This window comes from Candidatus Eisenbacteria bacterium, from assembly GCA_013140805.1.
Taxonomy (GTDB): Bacteria; Eisenbacteria; RBG-16-71-46; order RBG-16-71-46; family RBG-16-71-46; genus JABFRW01.
The window spans coordinates 1-20,047 of sequence record JABFRW010000194.1 but is presented as its reverse complement, the minus strand read 5'-3'; the positions used below and the strand labels follow the sequence as shown (position 1 = coordinate 20,047).

The 20,047-nt window shown below is 67.1% G+C and carries 17 protein-coding genes; 14 read left to right on the top strand and 3 right to left on the bottom strand.

The genetic code is table 11. The features are described from left to right. Positions 1-122: 122 nt before the first annotated feature. The 3 genes from HOP12_14800 (at position 123) to rsgA (ending at position 2,105) form a co-directional block, all read left to right on the top strand. Positions 123-404 (top strand): hypothetical protein, encoded by a 282-nt coding sequence (locus HOP12_14800; protein ID NOT35411.1) that lies wholly within the window; start codon positions 123-125, stop codon positions 402-404. Continuing rightward, a complete protein-coding gene (locus HOP12_14795; GenBank protein NOT35410.1) occupies positions 401-694 on the top strand; it encodes a hypothetical protein in 294 nt (97 codons plus the stop codon). The genes HOP12_14800 and HOP12_14795 overlap by 4 nt, the downstream gene beginning before the upstream one ends. A gap of 337 nt (positions 695-1,031) precedes the next feature. Continuing rightward, entirely contained in the window at positions 1,032-2,105 is a 1,074-nt protein-coding gene (gene rsgA, locus HOP12_14790; protein ID NOT35409.1) for a ribosome small subunit-dependent GTPase A, read from the top strand. 10 nt (positions 2,106-2,115) lie between these two features. Here the strand turns inward: rsgA and HOP12_14785 are convergent, their stop codons facing one another. Both HOP12_14785 and udk read right to left on the bottom strand, forming a co-directional pair. Then, a complete protein-coding gene (locus HOP12_14785) occupies positions 2,116-3,774 on the bottom strand; it encodes an STAS domain-containing protein (GenBank protein ID NOT35408.1) in 1,659 nt (552 codons plus the stop codon). After that, positions 3,771-4,421 (bottom strand): uridine kinase, encoded by a 651-nt coding sequence (udk, locus tag HOP12_14780; GenBank protein NOT35407.1) that lies wholly within the window; start codon positions 4,419-4,421, stop codon positions 3,771-3,773. Before udk ends, HOP12_14785 begins: the two co-directional genes overlap by 4 nt. 65 nt (positions 4,422-4,486) lie before the next feature. Here udk and HOP12_14775 point away from each other — a divergent pair, with 65 nt between their 5' ends. Then, positions 4,487-4,792 carry a 4a-hydroxytetrahydrobiopterin dehydratase gene (locus HOP12_14775; GenBank protein ID NOT35406.1) on the top strand — a complete coding sequence of 102 codons (306 nt, stop codon included), beginning with the start codon at positions 4,487-4,489 and terminating at the stop codon, positions 4,790-4,792. Here the strand turns inward: HOP12_14775 and HOP12_14770 are convergent. Next, a complete protein-coding gene (locus tag HOP12_14770; protein ID NOT35405.1) occupies positions 4,789-6,189 on the bottom strand; it encodes an insulinase family protein in 1,401 nt (466 codons plus the stop codon). The two genes, HOP12_14775 and HOP12_14770, sit on opposite strands and share 4 nt — an antisense overlap. A 139-nt stretch (positions 6,190-6,328) precedes the next feature. Here HOP12_14770 and rpiB point away from each other — a divergent pair, with 139 nt between their 5' ends. The 10 genes from rpiB to HOP12_14720 all read left to right on the top strand — a co-directional run. Further along, a complete protein-coding gene (rpiB, locus tag HOP12_14765) occupies positions 6,329-6,955 on the top strand; it encodes a ribose 5-phosphate isomerase B (protein NOT35404.1) in 627 nt (208 codons plus the stop codon). Further along, a complete protein-coding gene (gene add, locus HOP12_14760; GenBank protein ID NOT35403.1) occupies positions 6,952-8,028 on the top strand; it encodes an adenosine deaminase in 1,077 nt (358 codons plus the stop codon). Before rpiB ends, add begins: the two co-directional genes overlap by 4 nt. A 154-nt stretch (positions 8,029-8,182) precedes the next feature. Continuing rightward, positions 8,183-10,930, top strand: a complete 2,748-nt coding sequence (locus HOP12_14755) for a TonB-dependent receptor (protein NOT35402.1) — start codon at positions 8,183-8,185, stop codon at positions 10,928-10,930. Then, positions 10,920-11,942 carry a PorV/PorQ family protein gene (locus tag HOP12_14750; protein NOT35401.1) on the top strand — a complete coding sequence of 341 codons (1,023 nt, stop codon included), beginning with the start codon at positions 10,920-10,922 and terminating at the stop codon, positions 11,940-11,942. The genes HOP12_14755 and HOP12_14750 overlap by 11 nt, the downstream gene beginning before the upstream one ends. After that, the gene (locus HOP12_14745; GenBank protein NOT35400.1) at positions 11,942-13,117 is read left to right on the top strand and encodes a hypothetical protein; all 1,176 of its coding nucleotides are present in this window, start codon (positions 11,942-11,944) and stop codon (positions 13,115-13,117) included. The genes HOP12_14750 and HOP12_14745 overlap by 1 nt, the downstream gene beginning before the upstream one ends. After that, a complete protein-coding gene (locus HOP12_14740) occupies positions 13,114-15,168 on the top strand; it encodes a hypothetical protein (GenBank protein ID NOT35399.1) in 2,055 nt (684 codons plus the stop codon). Before HOP12_14745 ends, HOP12_14740 begins: the two co-directional genes overlap by 4 nt. Continuing rightward, positions 15,168-16,670, top strand: a complete 1,503-nt coding sequence (locus tag HOP12_14735) for a hypothetical protein (protein ID NOT35398.1) — start codon at positions 15,168-15,170, stop codon at positions 16,668-16,670. Before HOP12_14740 ends, HOP12_14735 begins: the two co-directional genes overlap by 1 nt. 288 nt (positions 16,671-16,958) lie before the next feature. Next, positions 16,959-19,049 carry a T9SS type A sorting domain-containing protein gene (locus HOP12_14730; protein NOT35397.1) on the top strand — a complete coding sequence of 697 codons (2,091 nt, stop codon included), beginning with the start codon at positions 16,959-16,961 and terminating at the stop codon, positions 19,047-19,049. A gap of 148 nt (positions 19,050-19,197) precedes the next feature. Further along, positions 19,198-19,713, top strand: a complete 516-nt coding sequence (locus tag HOP12_14725; protein ID NOT35396.1) for an acyl-CoA thioesterase — start codon at positions 19,198-19,200, stop codon at positions 19,711-19,713. Positions 19,714-19,757: 44 nt separating this feature from the next. Next, the coding region (locus tag HOP12_14720; protein NOT35395.1) for a dihydrolipoamide succinyltransferase at positions 19,758-20,047 on the top strand (290 nt) is incomplete at its 3' end.

The following is a 20,047-nucleotide window of genomic DNA, read 5'->3' as shown; positions in this document are numbered from 1 at the left end:
CGGAGCGCCGCATGGCGGTCAAAGCCGCTCGGCCGAATCGAACGCGGCCAACCCTCTCGCGTCCGCCGGCATCGGATCGAGCGTCCGCCTGGAAGCATTCGGCCACCACCGGGGAGATGCACATGTTGCGCTCAGGGCTCGCGGGACTTCTGCTGCTGTTCGGGGGTTCGGCTGCCAACGCGACCGACGCCTCGATCTACTTCATCAAGGACGACGGCAGGCGTTTCTCGATCGAGGCGATCCGGGTGCCGCCTGGACAGACCGAGGTCATCACCTGCGGGAAGGGGCAGGAATACGTCGACGTGGTGTTCCCGCCTTCGGTGGGCGGCTCGGCATCGCTCGCCCAGGCGGATCCGCCGCGCCGCGCTCGAACGGCGACGTCGAAGCGCCGTTCTCGATCGTGAACTCACACCTCGCGGTGCGACTCTCGATCGGCGACCGGCCCGCGGCCTTCCTGCTCGACACCGGGGCCCCGATCACACTGCTCGATCGCGTTTGCGCCGACTCCGCCGGGCTTACCACCGTGGCCTCGACGCGCACGGTGCGCGGCCTCGATGGAACCGGGCTGCAGGTCGCGAGCACCGTGATTGCGCGCGCGTACTTCGCAGGACGGCGATTCGAAGCACTGCCTGCCGAAGTCGCGGCACTTCCGGTCTTCGGCTCGCTGAACGTGCTGCGCGTCCCGGCTCATTGACCCACCCACCGGCCCGCGCCTAGACTTCCCCTCGTTCCGCCGCACCCTTCACGCCCGCGCCTGCGGGCCCGACCGAGAGGAGCCATCCGATGACTGCCACCCGTTTCTCATCGCGAACGTCGAGCTCCCGGATCGCTCGCGGCTGACACCGCGACCGGCGCCTGAACGGGCCGATCGAATCCACCGACGGTCGATGCACGGACTCTGGTCCGTCGTCCTCCTCGCCACCTCCGAGAGCCGCGCGTTCGCGCTGATTCGCGCATCGCTGCGTCCCTGTCGCACGGCCTCTCCGCCGTTGCGGCACTCGATCGGCTTCTCCGTGAGGACGTCACCCGACATGACTCTGTTCGACTATGGCTGGAATTCCGAGCGCGAGGCGAGCGTCGTCTCACACCGCGCGCGCGGACTCGCCCCGGCGCGCGTGACGCGCGCGGATCGCGACCGTTTCGTTCTCGTCACCGAATTCGTTCCCTGTGAAGGACAGGTCGCCGGGGCGTTCCGGCATCGCGCGTCCCGCCCGTCCGAGTTCCCCGCGGTCGGCGACTGGGTGTTGATCGAGCCAACCGACGGCGGAGGGGTGACTCGGGTACACGAGCTGCTCCCGCGCGCCGGAGTGCTGTCGAGACGCGCTCCGGGCGAACTCGAAGAAGAGCAGGTGATGGCGGCGAACGTCGACGTCGTGCTGCTGGTCGCCGGTCTCGACGGCGACTTCAACCCGCGCCGCATCGAACGATTCCTCGCCGCGGTGTGGGAGGGTGGTGCGCAGCCGGTGGTGGTGCTCAACAAGGCCGATGCGCATCCCGAGCCGCAGCGGGCCGCCGATGAAGTGAGCGCAGTGGCGCCCGGTGTTCCGGTGGTGACGCTGAGTGCGCTCGCCGGCGACGGACTGGGAGCGCTCGATCGGTGGCTCGAACCGGGGCGCACGCTGGCGCTGCTCGGTTCATCGGGGGTCGGAAAGTCGACGCTCGCGAACCGGCTGCTCGAAACCGCGCAGTTTGCGACCGGCGCGGTTCGCGAGACCGATTCGCGCGGTCGCCACACCACTTCACATCGCGAGCTGGTGCGGCTCGCAAGCGGCGCGCTGCTGGTCGATGGCCCCGGCATTCGCGAGATGCAGTTGTGGGACGCGGGTTCCGGCGTGGCCTCGACGTTCGAAGACATCGAGGCGCTGGCCGCGCGCTGTCGATTCGGCGACTGCGGGCACGCGCAGGAGCCTGGCTGCGCGGTGCGCTCGGCGCTCGCGAGCGGGGCGCTCGCGCAGGAGCGCTACGCCAGCTGGCTCAAGCTTGCACGTGAGCAACGCGCGTTCGCCGCCCGTCACGATGCGCGGGCGCGCCTCGAGTTGAAACGCAAGTCGCGCTCGATCACCAAGTCGCTGCGAGGCCGGCCCGACAAGCGGAGGTCGGACTGAGCGGCGCGCTTCAGGCCGGGTGACGAAGCGCCGCGACTCGCGCGAGGGCTCCCTGGATGTCGTCGCACACGTTGTCGGGGCCGACGTGTTTCGCGAACTGCGCGCGCCGCATCAGCCGCGCGGGTTGCTCGCGCATGCCCTCGACGATCAAGGCACGCCCGGAGGCCTCGAGCCGAGCGGCCAGCTGTTCGATCGCGCGCAGCCCGGTCGAGTCGATCGCCGTCATGTTTCGAAGCCGCAGGATCACCCGTTCCGGCAATTCGGGGATTTGATCGATGATGACGTTTAGCTTCTCGGCCGCCCCGAACAGAAACGGGCCGTGGATCCGGAAGATCGCGACGTCGTGCGGCAGGTCCTTGTCCTGAAGCGAGTGCCGGCGGTCGCGCTCGATGTCGGCGGTGGTGATCCGGGAGACCGTGGTGGTGGCGGCGATGCGAGAGATGAACAGGAGCGCCGCGAGGATCATGCCGGCCTGAACCGCAACCGTGAGGTCCGCGAACACGGTCAACAGGAAGGTCACGACCCACACCGCGATGTCGGCGGCCGAGAGCTTGAGGATCTCCGGGATCTCGGCCCAGTCGCCCATGTTCCACGCCACCACGAACAGGATCGCGGAGAGAATGCAGAGCGGAACGAAGCGTGCGAGCGAGGCTGCGAACAGCAGCACTCCGAGCACCGTGAGCGCATGGATCATGCCCGCCACGGGGGTGCGACCTCCGCTGCGAATGTTGGTGGCGGTGCGCGCGATCGCACCGGTCGCGGGCAGGCCGCCGAACAACGGCGACACGATGTTCGCGACGCCCTGTGCCACCAGCTCGGTATTGGGCTCGTGGCGATCACCGGTCATGCGATCGGCGACCACCGCCGACAGCAGCGACTCGATCGCCCCCAGCATCGCGACCGTGACCGCGGGGCCCAGCAGCGGGGTGATCAGATCGGCGCGAAACTGCGGTACCACGAGCGGCGGCCAGCCCGAGGGGATGCCGCCGAAGCGCGAACCGATGGTTTCGATCGACCACGCGGCACCCGCCGCGACCGCGGTGCCGCCGATCAGTGCCACGATCGTACCCGGCACACGCGGCACCCAGATGCGCATCACCACGATCACGAGCAGCGCCGCGGCGCCGAGCGCGAGCGCGGTCGGATTCCAGCTCGGCAGCGCCGCACCGATCTCTCGCATGCGACTCACGAACTCTCCCGAGGCGTGAGGAATGCGAAGCCCCAGGAAGTCGCGGATCTGGGTGCTTGCGATCAGCACGGCGATGCCGTTCGTGAAGCCGACGATCACCGGTCGTGGAATGAAGTCGACCGCGGTCCCGAAGCCGCTCACGCCGAGAAGCACCAGCATGACGCCCGCCATCATGGTGCACATGAAGAGCCCGTCGACACCGTGATGCGCGACGATCCCCGCCACCACCACCACGAACGCGCCGGTCGGACCGCCGATCTGCACCCGCGATCCCCCGAGCGCCGAGATCAGGAAACCGGCCACCACCGCGCACGTCAGGCCGGCCTGCGGCGGAAGCCCCGATGAAATCGCGAACGCCATGGCGAGCGGGAGGGCCACGAGACCGACCGTGACACCGGCGACCAGATCGGAGAGAAAGGTGCGGGCGTCGTAACCGCGCAGGCACTGGATCGATTTCGGGATCAGACGCGCCGGGATCACACCGGTGACGCGACTTCGACGCCTCGCTCGCGGAGCAGCTCGCGAATCTTGGTCTTCACCAGGTCGATCGCGACCTTGTTGTGCCCGCCCTCGGGCACGATCAGGTCGGCAAAGCGCTTGGAGGGCTCGACGAACTGCAGGTGCATCGGCCGCACGCTTTCTTCGTACTGGCGGACGATGCTGTCGACGGTGCGACCGCGTTCGATCAGATCGCGTCGCAGTCGGCGGATGAAGCGCACGTCGGGGTCGGCGTCGATGAACAGCTTGATGTCCATGAGGTCACGGAGCTGCGGGTCCACGAAGATCAGGATGCCTTCGAGCACCACGACGACATGGTCGCCCACGTGGCGGGCTTCGGGCAGGCGCCGGTGCTCGGCATAATCGTAGATCGGTTGCTCGATCGAACGTCCGGCGAGCAGTTCGACCACGTGGTCGCGCAGCAGTTCGGTGTCGAACGCGTCCGGATGATCGAAGTTCCGCGCCTCGCGATCGCGGTACGGGATATCCTCGAGATTCTTGTAGTAAGAATCCTGGTCGATGATGACGACCCGGTCGGATCCGAGTTCGCGCACGATGGTGCGCGCGACGAGAGTCTTGCCGGACCCGGATCCGCCCGCGATTCCGATGAGAATGCGGCGCGAGGACATGGCAGCGCGACCGTAGCATCGGGTCTGGGGTCGGTCAAAGCTCGTACGAGCGGAGGAGAGCGACGATGAGCGGGATGCGTCGATTGACGGCGGAGGAGATCGAATTCGAACTCGGCAAACTCACCGAATGGCGAGTGGTCGGCGGGAAATTGCGGCGCGAGTATCGATTCAAGGACTTCGTCGACGCATGGGGTTTCATGTCGAGTGCGGCGCTGCGGATTCAGCAGCTCGACCATCACCCCGAATGGTCGAACGTCTACGGAACGGTGGTGGTCGAGCTGGTCACACACGACGCCGGCGGCATCACGCGTCGCGACTTCGAACTGGCGACGACGCTCGAAGCGCTTGCGGCAGGTGCCAGACGCAGCTAGCGGGAGCCTCGCGCGCCCTTCGCGCCGCCCGCACCGCTCAGGACCGCCACCCGCACCTGATAGGCGGGGTCGAGCACGCGCGGCAGGATGGCGCGAACTTCGTCGGCGTTCGTCTCCATCAGTTCGGTGCGGTAAGCGGCCCAGAACTCGGGACCGTGCAGCAGTTCGCACGCGGCGATGCCGCGAGACGCCGTGATCATGAGGCGCGGATTGGCGCGCAGGGACTGGCGCAACCCGGGCGGCATCGGGCCGCCCATCAGGTAGGCGAGGCGGTCACGCACCACGTCGAACGATCGTTTCGGGATCGTCATGTCGGCGAGTGGCGCCATCAGCACGCTCACCGCTTCACCCGCACGCTCGATCGCCGCCGAGTCCGATGGCAGGTCCGGGTAGAGGCGCCCCAGCTCCGGTTCATCGAAGAGCGCGTACTGGAATCGCGGCTTGTCTTCCTGGCCGGAGCTCTTCGCGATCTGATCCGCCATCGAGCCCGCGAGGGACACCGTCATGAAGTAGGCGGCATGCAGCGTGTCGTCGAGCGGCGGTGCCAGCAGACCGATGCCGATCGCGCGCACTCCGGCACTCGTGAACACCCGCGCCGAGGCGTGCATCGAATCGGCCGGTGGTGGTGGTGGCAGAGCCGGACCGGCGGGAATTCCGCCGAACAGGCTCTCGACGGGTCGCCGCACTTCGACGCGGTTGAAGTCGCCGACCAGGCACAGCACCGCGTTGCCGGGCTGCAGGTAGCTCGACATCGTCGCGCGGACCTCGGCAATCGTCAGGCCGTCGAGCCCCCGGCCCGAAGTTCGGCGCTGACTTGCAGCCGCGGAGCGCCCGAGCGCAACGTCTCGAATCAGCGCACCCATCACCAGCTCGCGCGGCCCGTCGACTTCCGCCTTCAGCTCGGCTCGCACCTGTTCCACGGCGCGTTTGAGCGAGGCGGCATCGACCGTGACGCCGCGCATTCTCCGCGCGACTTCAGCGAGCACGCCCGGGAACTGCTGCAGACTCGCCACCTCGGTGAGGAGCGTGCTGCTCTGCATGACGGGAAAGCTCCACCCGTACGGACGCTGACTGTCGAGGTCCTCGAGCGTTCGGCCGGGCAGTTCCCCGGCCGGCGCCGTAAACGCCAGGTGACCCACCACCTGTGCGAGGCCGGGTCGAGTCGCCGGATCGTTGCGGCGTCCGTAGCGATAGGCGAGCGTCACCGCGACGCCTTCCGCGCCTCGAATCGATCGCGTCACCACTCGCAGCCCGTTCGCCATCGTCCAGCGCTCGATGACGGTGCTGTCGGTCAGCACCTCGTGAGCCGGCGCGGCGGCGAGCGCCCCCCGTGACGAAAGGAGTGCGACGGCCGCGAACGCGGCGAGTGCGGCTCGGACCAAGCAGCGACGAAGCACGCGACCTCCTGGAGGCGAAACGGACACGGACGAGGAGCGACGGATGATTCTAGTGGGAGTCGCATCGGACGCGCACCTGCGGCCCGAGTTTCTGACGCGGTCTTGACCCCCGCCGAACTCGCTCCCTAGACTGCCCGCCATGTCCGCCGCGCCTGAGGAGGAAGTCCGTCAGCTGGTCCGCGATGCCCTGGACCGCGCCCTCGGTGCGCCGACACCCGCGGCACGCAGCGCCACACCGGCTCCCGGCGCGCCGCCGGCGGCACCCGAGCGCCGCGTCGCGATCGGCGCCGACCATGGCGGCTATCCGCTCAAGCAGCTGCTGATCCGCGCGCTCGAGGACGAACTGGCGCTGCAGGTCGTCGACTGCGGAACGCATTCGACCGATGCGGTGGACTACCCCGACTTCGCGGCCGCGGTGGGTCGCGAGGTGGCGAGCGGCCGCTGTGCTCGAGGCATCGTGATCGACGGCGCCGGGATCGGCTCGTCGATGGCGGCGAACAAGATCGCCGGCGTTCGTTGCGCGTTGTGTCACGACGACCGCACCGCGCTCAATGCTCGCGAGCACAACGACGCGAACGTGCTGGCGCTCGGTGCCGGCATCGTCAATCGCGGACTCGCCACGCGGATCGCCCGGTTGTTTCTCACCACCCCGTTCGGCGGCGGGCGGCACGAGCGGCGGGTGCAGAAGATCATGGCGCTCGAGAGCGCGCTGCGTGCGGATCAGCGACCCGGCGGAGCGCCGGCGGGCCGCGGCGGCGGCGCATGAGACTCAGCCAGCAGATCATTCGCAAGCTGCCGAAGACCGACTTGCACTGCCACCTCGACGGCTGCCTGCGCCCGCGCACGCTGCTGGAGCTGGCCGATTCCCAGGGCGTCAAACTGCCGACCCGAAACATTCCACAGCTCACTCGGTTGCTCGAGGCCGGCAAGCGGACTCGCAATCTCGGCGACTACCTCAAGATCTTCGACCTCACGCTCAGCGTCCTGCAGGAACGCGACGCGTTGTATCGCGTCGCCTACGAACTCGCCGAGGATGCGGCGTCCGAGAACGTCCGGCACCTCGAGGTGCGTTACTCGCCGCTGCTCCATCGCAAGAAGAAGCTGCCCTACGAAGACATCGTGAATCCGGTGATCGAGGGGCTGCGCGATGCCGGGGTGCGTTTCGGGCTTTCGACCGGCGTGATCCTGTGCGGGATCCGTTCGCTCGCGCCACGCCGCTCGGTCGAACTCGCGGAGCTGGCCGTCGCCTACAAAGGGCGCGGCGTGCTGGCGTTCGATCTCGCCGGTCAGGAACGCGACTACCCGGCGAAGGCGCACCGCTCGGCGTTCCAGCTGATTCTCAAGCACAACATCAACAGCACGGTGCACGCGGGCGAGGCGTTCGGATCGGCCAGCATCGCGCAGGCACTGCACTACTGCGGCGCGCATCGCATCGGTCACGGCACCCGTCTGCTCGAGGATCCGGACCTGATGCGCTACGTCACCGATCATCGGATCCCGCTCGAAGTGTGCCTGTCCTCGAACGTGCAGACCCGGGTCGCGAAGAGCTACGCCGATCACCCGTTCGGCTTCTACTTTCGCCAGGGGGTGCGCGTCACGCTCAACACCGACAGCCGGCTCATCTCGGCCACCACCGTGTCGGAGGAGATCGGCATCGCCGCCAAGACCTTCCGGTTGTCGCCCTACGAGATCAAGCGGGTGATCATCAACGGCTTCAAGAGCGCTTTCCTTCCTTACGCGCACAAGGCCCGCACGCTGCGGGAGGTGACGCTCGAGATCGATCGGGTGTTCATGGAGGCCTACCCCGAGGAGTACGACCGCCGAACGGCGGGGTTCTAGGCGCCGCTCCCCCCGCGCCTGCGATCTGGAGCTTGATTCCCTATTCGCCACGGCTTAGGGTCCCGGACCCACGCCCCTTTCCAGCGCCCTTCCATCCATGCTCCAGGCCCCTCGACCCCACTCCCCACTCGCCGTCGCATTGATTCTCGCGCTCGTGGCCCTCGTCGGCGCCTCGGGGATCGCGGTGGCGCAGGAGCGTGGCTCGATCTCGGGCCGGGTCACCGACAAGCGCACCGGGCACGCGTTGCCGTTCGCTTCGATCGCGGTGCCGGCGGTGCAGAAGGGCGGACTGACCGACTCCGAAGGCAACTTCGTGCTGTCGGGTCTGCCGGTCGGGACCTACGACGTGAAGGTGCAATTCCTCGGCTATAAGCCCGAGACGCGCGCTGGCGTGGTGGTTGCGGTCGGCAAGTCGGCGGTCGTCCACTTCGCGCTCGAGGACGTGGTGGTGCGGCAGGAGAAGGTCGTGGAGGTGAGCGCCGAGCGCCGGCTGGTCGAGGTCAAGCAGGGCGCGACGATCCGCAGCGTGAGCGCGAGCGAGATCCGTAATCTGCCGGTTCAGACCATCAGCGAGGTGCTTCAGCAGCAGGCCGGAGTCAACACCGAGAACGATCAGATCCACGTGCGCGGCGGTCGATCGGACGAGACGGTGTTCGTCGTGAACGGCGTCGCCAATCGCGATCTGGTGACCGGACAGTCGACCGCCGGCCAGTTGAATGCGCGGTCGGTGGCCGAGGTGAACGTCGCGACCGGCGCCTACGACGTCCGATACGGCAACGCGCTGTCCGGGATCGTCGAGGTCAAGCTCAAGCAGGGCGGGGATGCGTTCTCAGGCGGCGTCACGACCTCGAGCGGCAGCTACGGAGGCCGCGCGTTTCAGGTCGTGGCGGGCGGACCCGATCCGATCCTCCGGCCGCTCAGCCGGCTGGTCGGTCTCAAGCTGCCGGGTCAGCTGTCGTCGATCGTCGACGTCTCGGGCTCGCTCTACGATACCCGCTACTACAACCTGGGCGGTGAGCCGGTCGGCCTGTTCGAGCGCGTGTTCGAGCCCGGCACGCGCGCGCGACTGCGATCGAGCTACGAAGACTCGTTCCTCGGCAAGAAGTTTCGCTATGGCGACTTCTTCACGCCTTCGAGCGACAACCGCTGGGCGGCGCGCTACGGACTCACCTGGAAGCCGAACACGCGCGACCGCGTCAACCTGGACTACTCCAAGCGCATTGCGATCGATCAGGGCTTCAGCCGCACGTTCATCACCGCACAGGGCGACCAGGCCGACCCCGCCTATCCGTGGCAGTGGGCGCATCGAATCGAGCACGCGGGCACGATCTTCGAAGACAACGTGCAGTCGGCGTTGCAGTGGCGCCGTACGCTGTCGACCACCGGGTTCTTCGAGACCCAGTTCTCGCGCTACTTCTCGGCCCAGCGGCGCGACGTGCTGGCGAAGAACTGGCTGCAGTACGAGGAGCCCGACGACCTGGCGCTCCCCGACCCGTCGCAGCGCGAGGACTACTTTCGCGACAGCGGCGATGACAACGTGTGGCAGGACCGCCGCAGCGATATCTGGGGCCTCCAGATGAGCCTCGTGCAGCGTCAGCGCCGGCACGAGCTCGAGATCGGTCTCGAGCACCAGGCCCAGAGCGTTCAGTACCTCACGATCGAGGATCCGTGGGTGTTCGACTCGAACGGCCTCGGCAGCTCGCACGACCTCTGGAAGGTGCATCCGTGGGTCGGCAATCTGTATCTGCGCGACCGCCTCGAGTACGAGGGCTTCACCGCCAACATCGGCATGCGCCTCGACTACTGGTTCCTGGGTCGCGAAGCGGAGCGCGCCGTCGCAGACACCTCGAACCCGAACATCAGCCCCGAGACCCGCCAGTCGTTCTACGACGACACGCGCGGCTTCTTCGGCCGCCGCTACAAATCGGTGATCTCGCCCCGCATCATCGTGGCGCATCCGATCACCGAGAACAGCAGCTTCTTCTTCAACTACGGACGCTTCACGCAGCTGCCTTCGTATCGCTACGTGTATTCCAAGCTCAGCTCGATTTCGAGCGAGGCGTTCCCGCTGCTCGGCAACCCGAACCTGAACCCGCAGGTGTCGGTGAACTACGAGCTGGGAGCCAAGCACCAGTTCCTGCCGACCGCAGCGATCAACGCGACGTTCTTCGTGAAGGACGTCTATGACTATCCGGTCGCGACCTCGTTCCTGCGCGAGCAGGGCGATACGCTGGTGGACATCTTCGTGTATCTGAATGGTCATTTCGCCCGCTCGAAGGGCTTCGAGATCGAGCTCGAGAAGCGCCGAAGCAATCACTGGTCGGGCAAGCTCTCGTACACGTTCCAGCAGACCAAGGGAAAGAGCAGCGATCCGAACGAGCAGAAGATCGTCGAGCAGAACGGCGGTGATGCGGCGGAGACGCGGCTGTCGGAGACGTTCGTGCGCTGGAATCGGCCGCACAAGCTGTCGGCGAGCTTCGACATGCGCTTCGATCAGGAGACGCCCCGGCTGCTCGCCTGGATGCAGCAGTCGGGACTCAACCTGTTCCTGCAGGGCCAGTCGGGTCGCCCGTTCACGCCGATCAACGAGCTCGGCGAGCCTTCGGCGGAGCCGTTCTCCAAGAATGCGCTGTTCCAAACCACCGTCGACATGCGCTTCAACCGCTGGTTCAAGCTCGGAACGCGACGCCTCGACGTGAGCGTGGCGGCAACGAACGTCTTCAGCAATCGCCTCGTCTACCGCGTCGACCGGGTCACCGGGCACGGGCGTGTGTGGGGGGTCGGGGAGTACGATCCCGAGGTGTTCGACGTCGACGAGAACACCTTCATCTCGGAAGTGCTGGACCCCTCGAACTACGGCGGCGGACGCCAGTGGAGGCTGTCGCTCGACTATGACTTCTAGCCTTCGCCGCGCCGCGATCTCGATCGCGTTGTTGCTCGCAGTCTCCGTGCTGGCGCCCGAAGCGCGCGCCCAGTTCACGTTCGGAGATCAGCGGGTCGGGACCTCGTCCGGCACGTTCCTCCGCATCGGCGTCGGTGCGCGCGCCGTGGGGCTCGGCGAGTCGTTCGTCGCAGTCGCGAACGACCCGACCGCGATCTACTGGAATCCCGCCGGCATCGCCTCGATGCAGCGCACCGAGTTCGCGATCTCTCACGCGTCGTGGCCGGCCGACATCCAGTACGAGCACGCGGTGCTGGTGATGCCGGTCGCGCGGCTCGGTGGCTCGATCGGACTGCAGTTCGGCGCGCTCTCGACCGAGATCGACGAGACCACCGAACTGCGGCCGTTCGGAACCGGTCGTACCTACTTCTTCTCCGATATGGTGGTCGGTGCGGTGTTCGCGCGGCGATGGACCGACAAGCTGCTGGTCGGCGCGGGGCTCAAGTACGTGCGCGAGGATCTCGGCGCCGACGTGGGCGGGCCGGTCACGTCCGCGGTGCTGGTCGACATCGGCTCGATCTACTACCTCGGCTACGGCAGCGTGCGCATCGCGACCGCGCTCAGCAATTTCGGCTCGGAGCTTCGGCCACGCGGTGATGGCGACGGCGGCAGTTTCGTTTCGCCGGTGACGGGCGAGGTGCGGCGCTACGACGGTTTCGATCCGCCCCTGATGTTCCGCTACGGCGTGGCGTTCGAGCCGATCGAGAATTCGCAGCAGCGGCTCACCACGGCCCTCGAAGTGAATCAGCCCGCGGACGACGCACAGATCGTGAAGGCCGGGCTCGAGTGGGTGTGGATGCGCCGCATGTCGCTGAGAACCGGGTACAACTTCAACGCCGACGAACTGAAGTTCTCGGCCGGCGCTGGAGTGGTGGCGGAGATCGGCGCGGCGAAGGCGAATGTCGACTACGCATTCACCGAGGGTGGCGCGCTCGGCTCGATCCATCGTGTCTCGCTCGGGTGGAGGTTCTGATGCGCGCGCTCGTGCTTCCACGCCTCGCGGCAATCGTCGCGGTGGCCGCACTGACCGGGTGCGGCTCCCAGTTCGAGCTGCCGACCGAAGCGCGCACCGGACGCACCATTCCGCCCGACGGCAGCTACCAGATGCTCGCGACCTGGACCGGCATGGACGGCATCCAGGACATCCTGCTCACCCAGGGCAGCGGTTCGCAGCTGTTCCTGCTGTTCAACACCGGAGGCGCCGGCACGACCCCACGCGGCAGCGTGCGCGAGTATTCGCGCACCACCGGGCTCGCGGTCGACCAGCCGTTTCCAGGCTTGTTCAACCCGGTCGCGCTGTGCGTCGGCAACAATGGTCGCAGCGTCGGCAACAACGCCGTGTTCGTGCTCGACCAGGGCGATACCTGCCTGGCGCGACTCAATCCGGCAACGCAGTCGTGCGACACCACCGGTCGATGGGGTCAGCGCATCACCCAGCTCCAGTATTTCTGGCGCGTCTCCGAGCACGATCTGTTCGGTGCCGCACAGGGCGGATTCACCGACACCACGATGTCGTTCGTGCAGGGCATCACGGCCGACGACCGCGGCGGCGTCTATATCAGCGGGCTCGCAGTGATCCTGCTTCCGACCACCGACCCGCGCTTGCTCGAGCGCACCTTCGAGTTCCGCGTTCATCGCTACGTGCGGGGTCTGCGAAGCGACGGAACGTCCGACCCGAGCGTGCTGCCACTGGGCTCGTGGCATCGCGACACCGAATTCGAGATCCGCCAGGGCACCGGCGTCGGATCTGTGGTCGAGCCCCGCGGCATCCACTGGAGCGGCACTGCCGGTCCCGCCTTGTTCGTGGCTGACCTCGGAAATTTCAGGGCCGAAAAAGTGCGCGACGGCACCACCCCGCTCGGGACCGATCGCTACTACCACACCACGGACTTCTTCGGAGCCCCCGCACTGACCGAGCCGGTTGACGTGACGGCCGAGCCGACCGGATTCTTCTTCGTCGCCGATGCCGGCGGACAGGTGCTTCGCTACGAGGACGCAACGCGAAGCTACGTGCAGCGCGTCGACGTGGAACCGAATGCCTACGGCCTTCCGCTCGTGCGGCCGGTCGCGGTCGGTGCCGACGGAGACCTGGCTTACGTCGCGGATCGCGGCGCCGGACAGGTCATCCGCTATCGGAGGCGCTCGTGATGCGTTCGGTTCGACTTCTCGCACTCGCATCCTGCGTGGTTGCGGCGCTGCAGGCCCCGTCGCATGCCGCCGAGCGTGGCGCGGCGGACCGCGTCGCCACTCCGCCGCCCTTCGCGCGCGCCGCCGAAGTGCTCGCGAGCGACTCGATCGCCTACCGCGCCCGGGTCATGGACGGCAATCTGGTCGGCGTCACCATCACGAATTACGGCTTCATCGGAAACAACTTCATTTCGCGCGCGCCGTCGCTTGAGTACCCGCTCGGCGCCGGTTACGAACATCTGGTGCGCGGCGGGCTCTGGATCGGCGCGATCGCACGCGACGATGTCGGGGTGTTCACCGGCGTTTCGACCGCCGCGGTCGACGGCGCGCAGGGCACCGCGAGTCAGGGTGCGACCGAGTTCACGCCGGCCGGCAATGCGCTTCAGGTGCGATCGTCGCTGCTGGCGAACGACAACTACAACCCGGCTGCGGTGAGCGAGCTGGATGTCATCTCGACGTTCAGCGATCGACCGGCCAAGCGTGCGGACAACAATTCCGAGGACCACCGGCCGATGGGCCTGATCGTGCGGCAGGAGAACTACTCGTGGTCGTTCTCCCAGTACCAGCACGTCAACATCTTCCACTACACGATCCGCAACGACGGCCCGCCGCTCAAGGACGTGTGGGTTGGGCTCTATGGCGAATTCGCGAGTGGTTCCAAGAAGGACGCCGCGGTGTGGCCGCCGAGCGGCTGGTTCCGCAAGAAGTGGCTGGCCGTCGACGACACGCTCACGGTCGCGCGCGGTGACACCATCCGGGCGATCCCGCCGATGATGCGCGAGCACTACTGCACGCGGCTCCCGATTCCGGACGCCTGCGAGCTCGAGCGCGCGCCCTACTGGGTGGGTGCCAAGCTGCTGGGCTGGAAGGCAAGTGCCGCGGACACGGTCGCCATCAAGCGCTACACGTTCTCGGGCTGGGACTACCAGCCGTTCAGCAACCTCCGCAACGAGGACGTCGAGAAGTACGGGCTGATCAGCACCGGAGTGCTGCAGCCGGTCGCCGGTGACTCGCTGCAGCCCGGCGGCGATCCGGTCACGTTGTTCGCGGTCGGCCCGTTCAGCCAGATCGATCCGGGCGACAGCATCGTGGTGGACTTCGCCCTGGTCGGCGGTGCCGAGGTCGCGGACATCCAGGAACACGCGCGCTTCGCGCAGGATGCGTTCGACAACAACTACGTCATTCCGATCCCGCCGCCGCCGCCGAACATCAAGGTGGTCGCGCGCCACGAGGCGCTGGACGTGTACTGGGACGACACCTCCGAGCTGGCGATCGATCCGACCAGTCCGGTGCCGCAGGATTTCGAGGGCTATCGGTTGTACCTGGGCGACGAACGGCTCGAACTGAATCGCATCGGGGAGTGGGACAAGACCACCGCGCCGCACGACACCACGGGTTTCAACACCGGCTTCGCTGCGATTCGCCGCGACACGGTGATCGACGGGCGCACTTACCGCTATCGCTACCAGATCCCGAATCTGCGCGACGGCTTCAAGTACTTCGTGTCGGTCACGGCGTTCGACCTCGGCAACGTTCGCATCAGCTCGCTCGAGAGCGGCATCAGCCGCAACAACAAGTTTCTGGCGATCCCGAGCCCGGCGCCCGGCGAACAGGTGGCGGGCGACAAGGTCACGGTGTTCCCGAATCCCTATCGCGTCGAGGCGCGTTGGGACCAGGGGCAGCTGGTTCGCGATCACTATCTGTGGTTCGCCAACTTGCCGCCGACCGCGTCGATCAAGATCTACACCCTGGCCGGTGACCTGGTATTCGAGACCGACTTCAACGGCGCGTCCTATCGCGGCACCGACGCACGCGGAGTGTTCGACCCGCGTCGGGAACTGGACGTGCAGGACATTCGACTGTCGGGTCGCAGCTATGCCTGGAACCTGATCACGCGACAGGGACAGGCGGCCGCGACCGGGCTCTACATGTACTCGGTCGAAGACAAGCAGACCGGCGAGCGACAGCTCGGCAAGTTCCTGATCGTGAAGTCCGATCGGGAGGGGTTCTGATGCCGCGTTCGACGGTGGCGAGGCTCGCGCACTCGGCGGTGCTCGCGGTCGTGCTCGCGCTCGGTGCCTGCTCTCCAGCGACCACGTTGTCGCCGAACGTATCGCCCGAGACCACGCTATTCGTGCAGTTCGATCCGAACGACGGCGTGCCGCACGAGGTCGTCTACGACGTGCATCTGTACTGGCTCGGGCTCGACTCGGACGGCTTCGTCGAAGCGTACGAGTATCGGTTGCTCGACCCGGCGCGGCCGGCCGATTCGGCCTGGGTCCGCACCGCCGATACCGATCGCCAGATCGCGGTGCCGACTCCGACCGGCGTTTCGACGCCGCGCTTCGAAGTGCGGGCGATCGACGATCAGGGCGCGCTCGATCCGACGCCGGCCTCGCAGCAGTTCTCGTTCACGAACGAGGCGCCGACCGTTCGCATCACCAACGCGCTTCGCAGCATCGACAGCAGCTACGCAGCGGTGACCGTGAACTGGAACGGAGTCGATCCCGACGGTGCGGCAAGTCGGCTGCAGTATCGACTGTGGCTCGACGGCAACGAGGCGAACGCGCGGGTGCTTCAGGGCAACGGGTTCTCGCTCCCGAGTGCCGACTTCCTGCAGGGCGGCGCCTACCGCTCGGGCCCGCGTCGCCTGTACCTGCAGGCGATCGACGCCGGCGGGCGGGCGAGCACCATCGACAGCATGTCGTGGTACGTGCGGCGCCCGGTGCCGGACACGCTGCGGCAGCGTGGGAGAGTGCTCCTGATCGATGACGTGCCGGGAGCCGGCGTCGCCCAGTCGGTCACCGATTCGCTGTGGGTGAACGCGCTCGCTCGCAACCTGGCACCCGGTTCGTTCGAGCTGCTGCGACTCGAGTTCACCAATCCCTTCCGCTCCGCCATCGATCTGGAGCGCGTCTTCAGCCTGTACGACGCGGTGTTCTGGTATCGCGGCTTCGCGACCATCACCACGCCCTCGACCGTGATTCAGCAATACCAGAGCGGCATCGAAGCCTACCTCGACGCCGGCGGGACCTTCCTGTTCGAGGGCTTCGCGAGCGTGGTGGGCGAAGGTGCGGCCGGCTGCTTCTCGCCCGCGTTTCTCACCGACTACCTGGATTGCGACTCGTTGCTGGTGCACCCGACCGGTCAGGGGACGGGCGGTGCCGCCGACTGGGGGATTTCGGTCGGCAAGGTGCTGAACAGCTCGATCTACAACGCGGTGCTGCGCCAGACGCAGAACTACGCCGGCCTCCGTGCCTTCGCGGTCCGCGATACGAACCATGTCGCGGTCTGGGCTCGGCTCGGAACCCTTTCGCAACCCCACACCGTCGATCTTCCGGTCGGAGTGCGGGCGCCGCAGCCCGCGGGCGGGCAGGCGATCCTGATCTCGACCGCGCTGCGAGGCGCCAGCGGCGGCAATCAGGGCGACGCGGCGCGATTCCTGGACGCCCTGATCGCCCAATTGCCACCGCCGCGACCGCAGCGTGGCTCCGCACGCCGCGGGCGGCCGTAGCAAGTCCTGCAATCGCTTCCGGCCGGGACGGTCCGGTTCGGAGTCGGGAGTTTCCTCGGAATCCTTGAGCGCGGGAGGCGTCACTGGTAGCCTTTTACCACGTCCTGACAAGGGCATCCTTCCCGCGACGAACCTGAGCGGTTTTGCTGATCGCATCGTGCCTGACAACCAAGGAGGCTTCAGCCCCGCTCCGCCGCATTTCCCTCGTTCATTCGCCCCGCCCGAATCGAGCTCGCTCGTACGCGAGCGCCCTCGATTCACTCGTCCATCACGCTAGCGAGGTCTTCCATGAAGCGAATTCTCACCCTCATCGCGAGCACGGTCAGCCTGCTGCTGGTCGCCATGCTCGCCTCGGCGACGCAGTTTCCGCCCGGCCCCGACGGCCCGGGTGGTGCGTGCGAGGACTCGGTGGTGATCCGTCAGATCCAGGACACCACCTTCACGTGCGCGGCGGCGTCCGGCGACACGCTGGCCGGCGTGACCGGCACCGTCACCGCCTTCGACAAGGACTTCTCGCCGTTCGCATTCTGGATTCAGACCAGCACGGCGGGACCGTGGCAGGGCGTTCAGGTCTTCACCGGTTCTTTCAACTACTTCAGCACGGTGACGCCGGAGTCGCCCGGGCTTTCGAACGGCGGGCTGGTGCTCGGAAGCCAGGTGCGCGTGAGCGGTCGCAAGCTCGAGTTCACCGGCCCGTTCACCGAGCTGACCGACTACGACAATGGACAGGGCACCAACGACATCGTCATCTTCGAGACCGGAACCGCAGCGGTGCCGGGCTACTATGTCGGTGACGTCGATCAGTTCAACTGGGTGCCCGCACTCGCCACCAACGGCGAGCCGTACGAAGGCATGCTGGTCAAGCTCCGTGGACCGCTGGTGGTGGGCCGTATTGCCGGTCTCGGCGTCGGCTCGCGCACCATGCTCGTGTCGCACGCTTCGTTCCCCGGCGACACCGCGGCACTCGACGGCTTCTCGCTCTCGAATATTCCGGCGCTCGCCGTCGGTACCGTGATCGACTCGGCTCAGGGTGTCATGCACCAGGCGGTCATCAGCGGAGTCTCCTCGTACCGCATCCTGATGCGCGGCTCCGAGGACCTGTTCGCCTCGGCCCCGCCAACCCTGGTGGACGCGTATCCGATCGAGGACAACATCATCCGTCTGCAGTTCGATCGTGATCTGAATCAGGCGAGTGCCGACAGTGTGCAGAAGTACTCGCTCGCCTCGTTCGGAACCATCAACTCGGCAACGCTCGAAGGCGGATCCGGCAAGTTCGTTCAGCTCAATGTCTCGAACGGACTCTTCGATGGAGACGCGGAGACGGTGACTGCCAGCGATATCCGCTCGGCCGCGGGCCTCAAGATGCCGGCACCTCAGTCGCGCAGCTTCGCGAACGGCGTGATGTCGCTTCGCACGCTCCAGCTGCCGGACGCAGCCGGGCTCGGCGGCGCTCCGTGTGCCGATCGCTCGCGCTTCGCCCTCGCCACCGGCGGCTCCGGTACGCGCATTTCCTATCGCGGTACCGTGGTCGCGGCCTTCGGAACGGTCTACTACCTCGCCGACGAGGACAACGTGAACCTGCGTTCGGCCATGCCGGTGTTCGCTCCGCCGTCACCGCTCACGGTCGGTCGCCGTTACCTGATCGCGGGACAGCTGCAGGAGTTCAACGGCATCAGCACGAGCGTCCCGGGCGGGCTGACCGAAGGCGTCACCACCGTGTACCTGAAGGACGAGGGTGTCGGCGTGATTCCGACTCCGCGCACTCAGACGATCGCGGTCCTCAGCGACACCACCTGCGATGTGGCGCAGTCGCTCACCAATGGCGAGGACTACGAAGGCATGCTGGTGCGCGTGCAGTACGCGCGGATCACCGAGGACCGGCTCCCGGGCGAAGGCTTCTTCATCGCCGGGCCGGCACCCGGGTTCGCGGACACGATGCTGGTCTCGAACCAGAGCAGCTCGTACGCGTTCGATCCGGATTCGGCTCACACCGTCACCGTCACCGGATTGCTGAACTACCGCGAAGGCACGCGGCCGTTCCGCATCTCGCCGCGCAACGATGCGGACATCGCCGATCACGGCCTCAACGTCGGCGTGGGCGCCGGAGAAGTGCAGCAGCTGCGCTTCGCCGTCGGCCCGAACCCGTCGCGTAACCCGCGTCTCACGTTCGCGCTGCCGAAGGGCACGAACGTCGACATCGGCGTCTTCGACGTCTCGGGTCGTCGTGTGGGCGAGATCTTCAAGGGTTACCTGCCGGCGGGCACCTACCAGCGTGACTGGAACCGCTCGGGCAAGAACGCGCTCGGCGCCGGGATGTACTTCCTGCGACTCAAGACCGACGACGCGTCGCAGATCGCGCGCGCCGTGTTGCTGCAGTAGTTCGAAACCGCTTCTCCACACGGCCGGGCCCCTACGGGAGCCCGGCCGTCGTGTTTGTCGGTCCCACGGCCGCTCCCTATAATCCGCGCGTTTCGCCGCCTGAACGCGGGGCCCGGCAATTGCGGCCCTGGTCACGACCTTCCGGAGGATGAACCTGCCCGCGACCACCGATCGGAACCGCGATGCCCGCACCGTGCGCGACTCCGCGACCGAGATGACGCAGCTGGTCCTGCCCCAGCACGCGAACGTGCACGGCACGCTGCTCGGCGGAACGGTCATGCACTGGATCGACCTGGCGGCGGCGGTGGTGGCCAACCGACACTCGCGTCGCCCGGTGGTGACCGCGGCATTCGACGAGATGTCGTTCGAAGCGCCGATCAACATCGGGCAGCTGGCACTGATTCACGCACACATCACGCTGGTGGACCGCAGCAGCATGGAGATCCGGGTGGACGTCGAGTCGGAGGATCTGTTGAGCGGGGAGCGGCGTCACACGGCCACCGCGTTCGTCACCTTCGTGGCGCTCGATCCGGTGACCCATCGGCCGGCACCGGTGCCGACACTGACACTCGAGAGCGATGACGAACGCGCCGAGCACGCGCGCGCACAGGAACGCCGCAGACTCAGGCTCGCACGCCGCCAGGCCGCGCGCGCGGGCGCCTAGACTCGACACGATCGCTCTCGCACACGAGAGCCGGAGGAACCGCAATGGCGATCTCGATCGTCGTCCCGCAGCTCGGTGAAAGCGTCGCCGAGGGGACGGTCTCGCGCTGGCTCAAGAACGCCGGTGACCGCGTACGTAAGGAAGAGCCGCTGGTCGAGATCCAGACCGACAAGATCAACGTCGAGATCCCGTCACCGGCCGATGGCGTGCTGAGCGAGATCCTGATCAAGGAAGGCACGACGGTGTTGGTGGGGACCGAGATCGCGCGGCTGAGCGGCGGCGAAGAGGCCGCGGCGCCCGCGAAACCCGCGGCGGCCGTCGCGAGTGCGAGCGC

Coding starts and splice junctions, on each gene's coding strand:
- HOP12_14800 (NOT35411.1), top strand. CDS start 123: ATGTTGCGCTCAGGGCTCGCGGGACTTCTGCTGCTGTTCGGGGGTTCG.
- rsgA (NOT35409.1), top strand. CDS start 1,032: ATGACTCTGTTCGACTATGGCTGGAATTCCGAGCGCGAGGCGAGCGTC.
- udk (NOT35407.1), bottom strand. CDS start 4,421: ATGTCCTCGCGCCGCATTCTCATCGGAATCGCGGGCGGATCCGGGTCC.
- HOP12_14775 (NOT35406.1), top strand. CDS start 4,487: ATGAGCGGGATGCGTCGATTGACGGCGGAGGAGATCGAATTCGAACTC.
- rpiB (NOT35404.1), top strand. CDS start 6,329: ATGTCCGCCGCGCCTGAGGAGGAAGTCCGTCAGCTGGTCCGCGATGCC.
- add (NOT35403.1), top strand. CDS start 6,952: ATGAGACTCAGCCAGCAGATCATTCGCAAGCTGCCGAAGACCGACTTG.
- HOP12_14750 (NOT35401.1), top strand. CDS start 10,920: ATGACTTCTAGCCTTCGCCGCGCCGCGATCTCGATCGCGTTGTTGCTC.
- HOP12_14745 (NOT35400.1), top strand. CDS start 11,942: ATGCGCGCGCTCGTGCTTCCACGCCTCGCGGCAATCGTCGCGGTGGCC.
- HOP12_14735 (NOT35398.1), top strand. CDS start 15,168: ATGCCGCGTTCGACGGTGGCGAGGCTCGCGCACTCGGCGGTGCTCGCG.
- HOP12_14730 (NOT35397.1), top strand. CDS start 16,959: ATGAAGCGAATTCTCACCCTCATCGCGAGCACGGTCAGCCTGCTGCTG.
- HOP12_14725 (NOT35396.1), top strand. CDS start 19,198: ATGAACCTGCCCGCGACCACCGATCGGAACCGCGATGCCCGCACCGTG.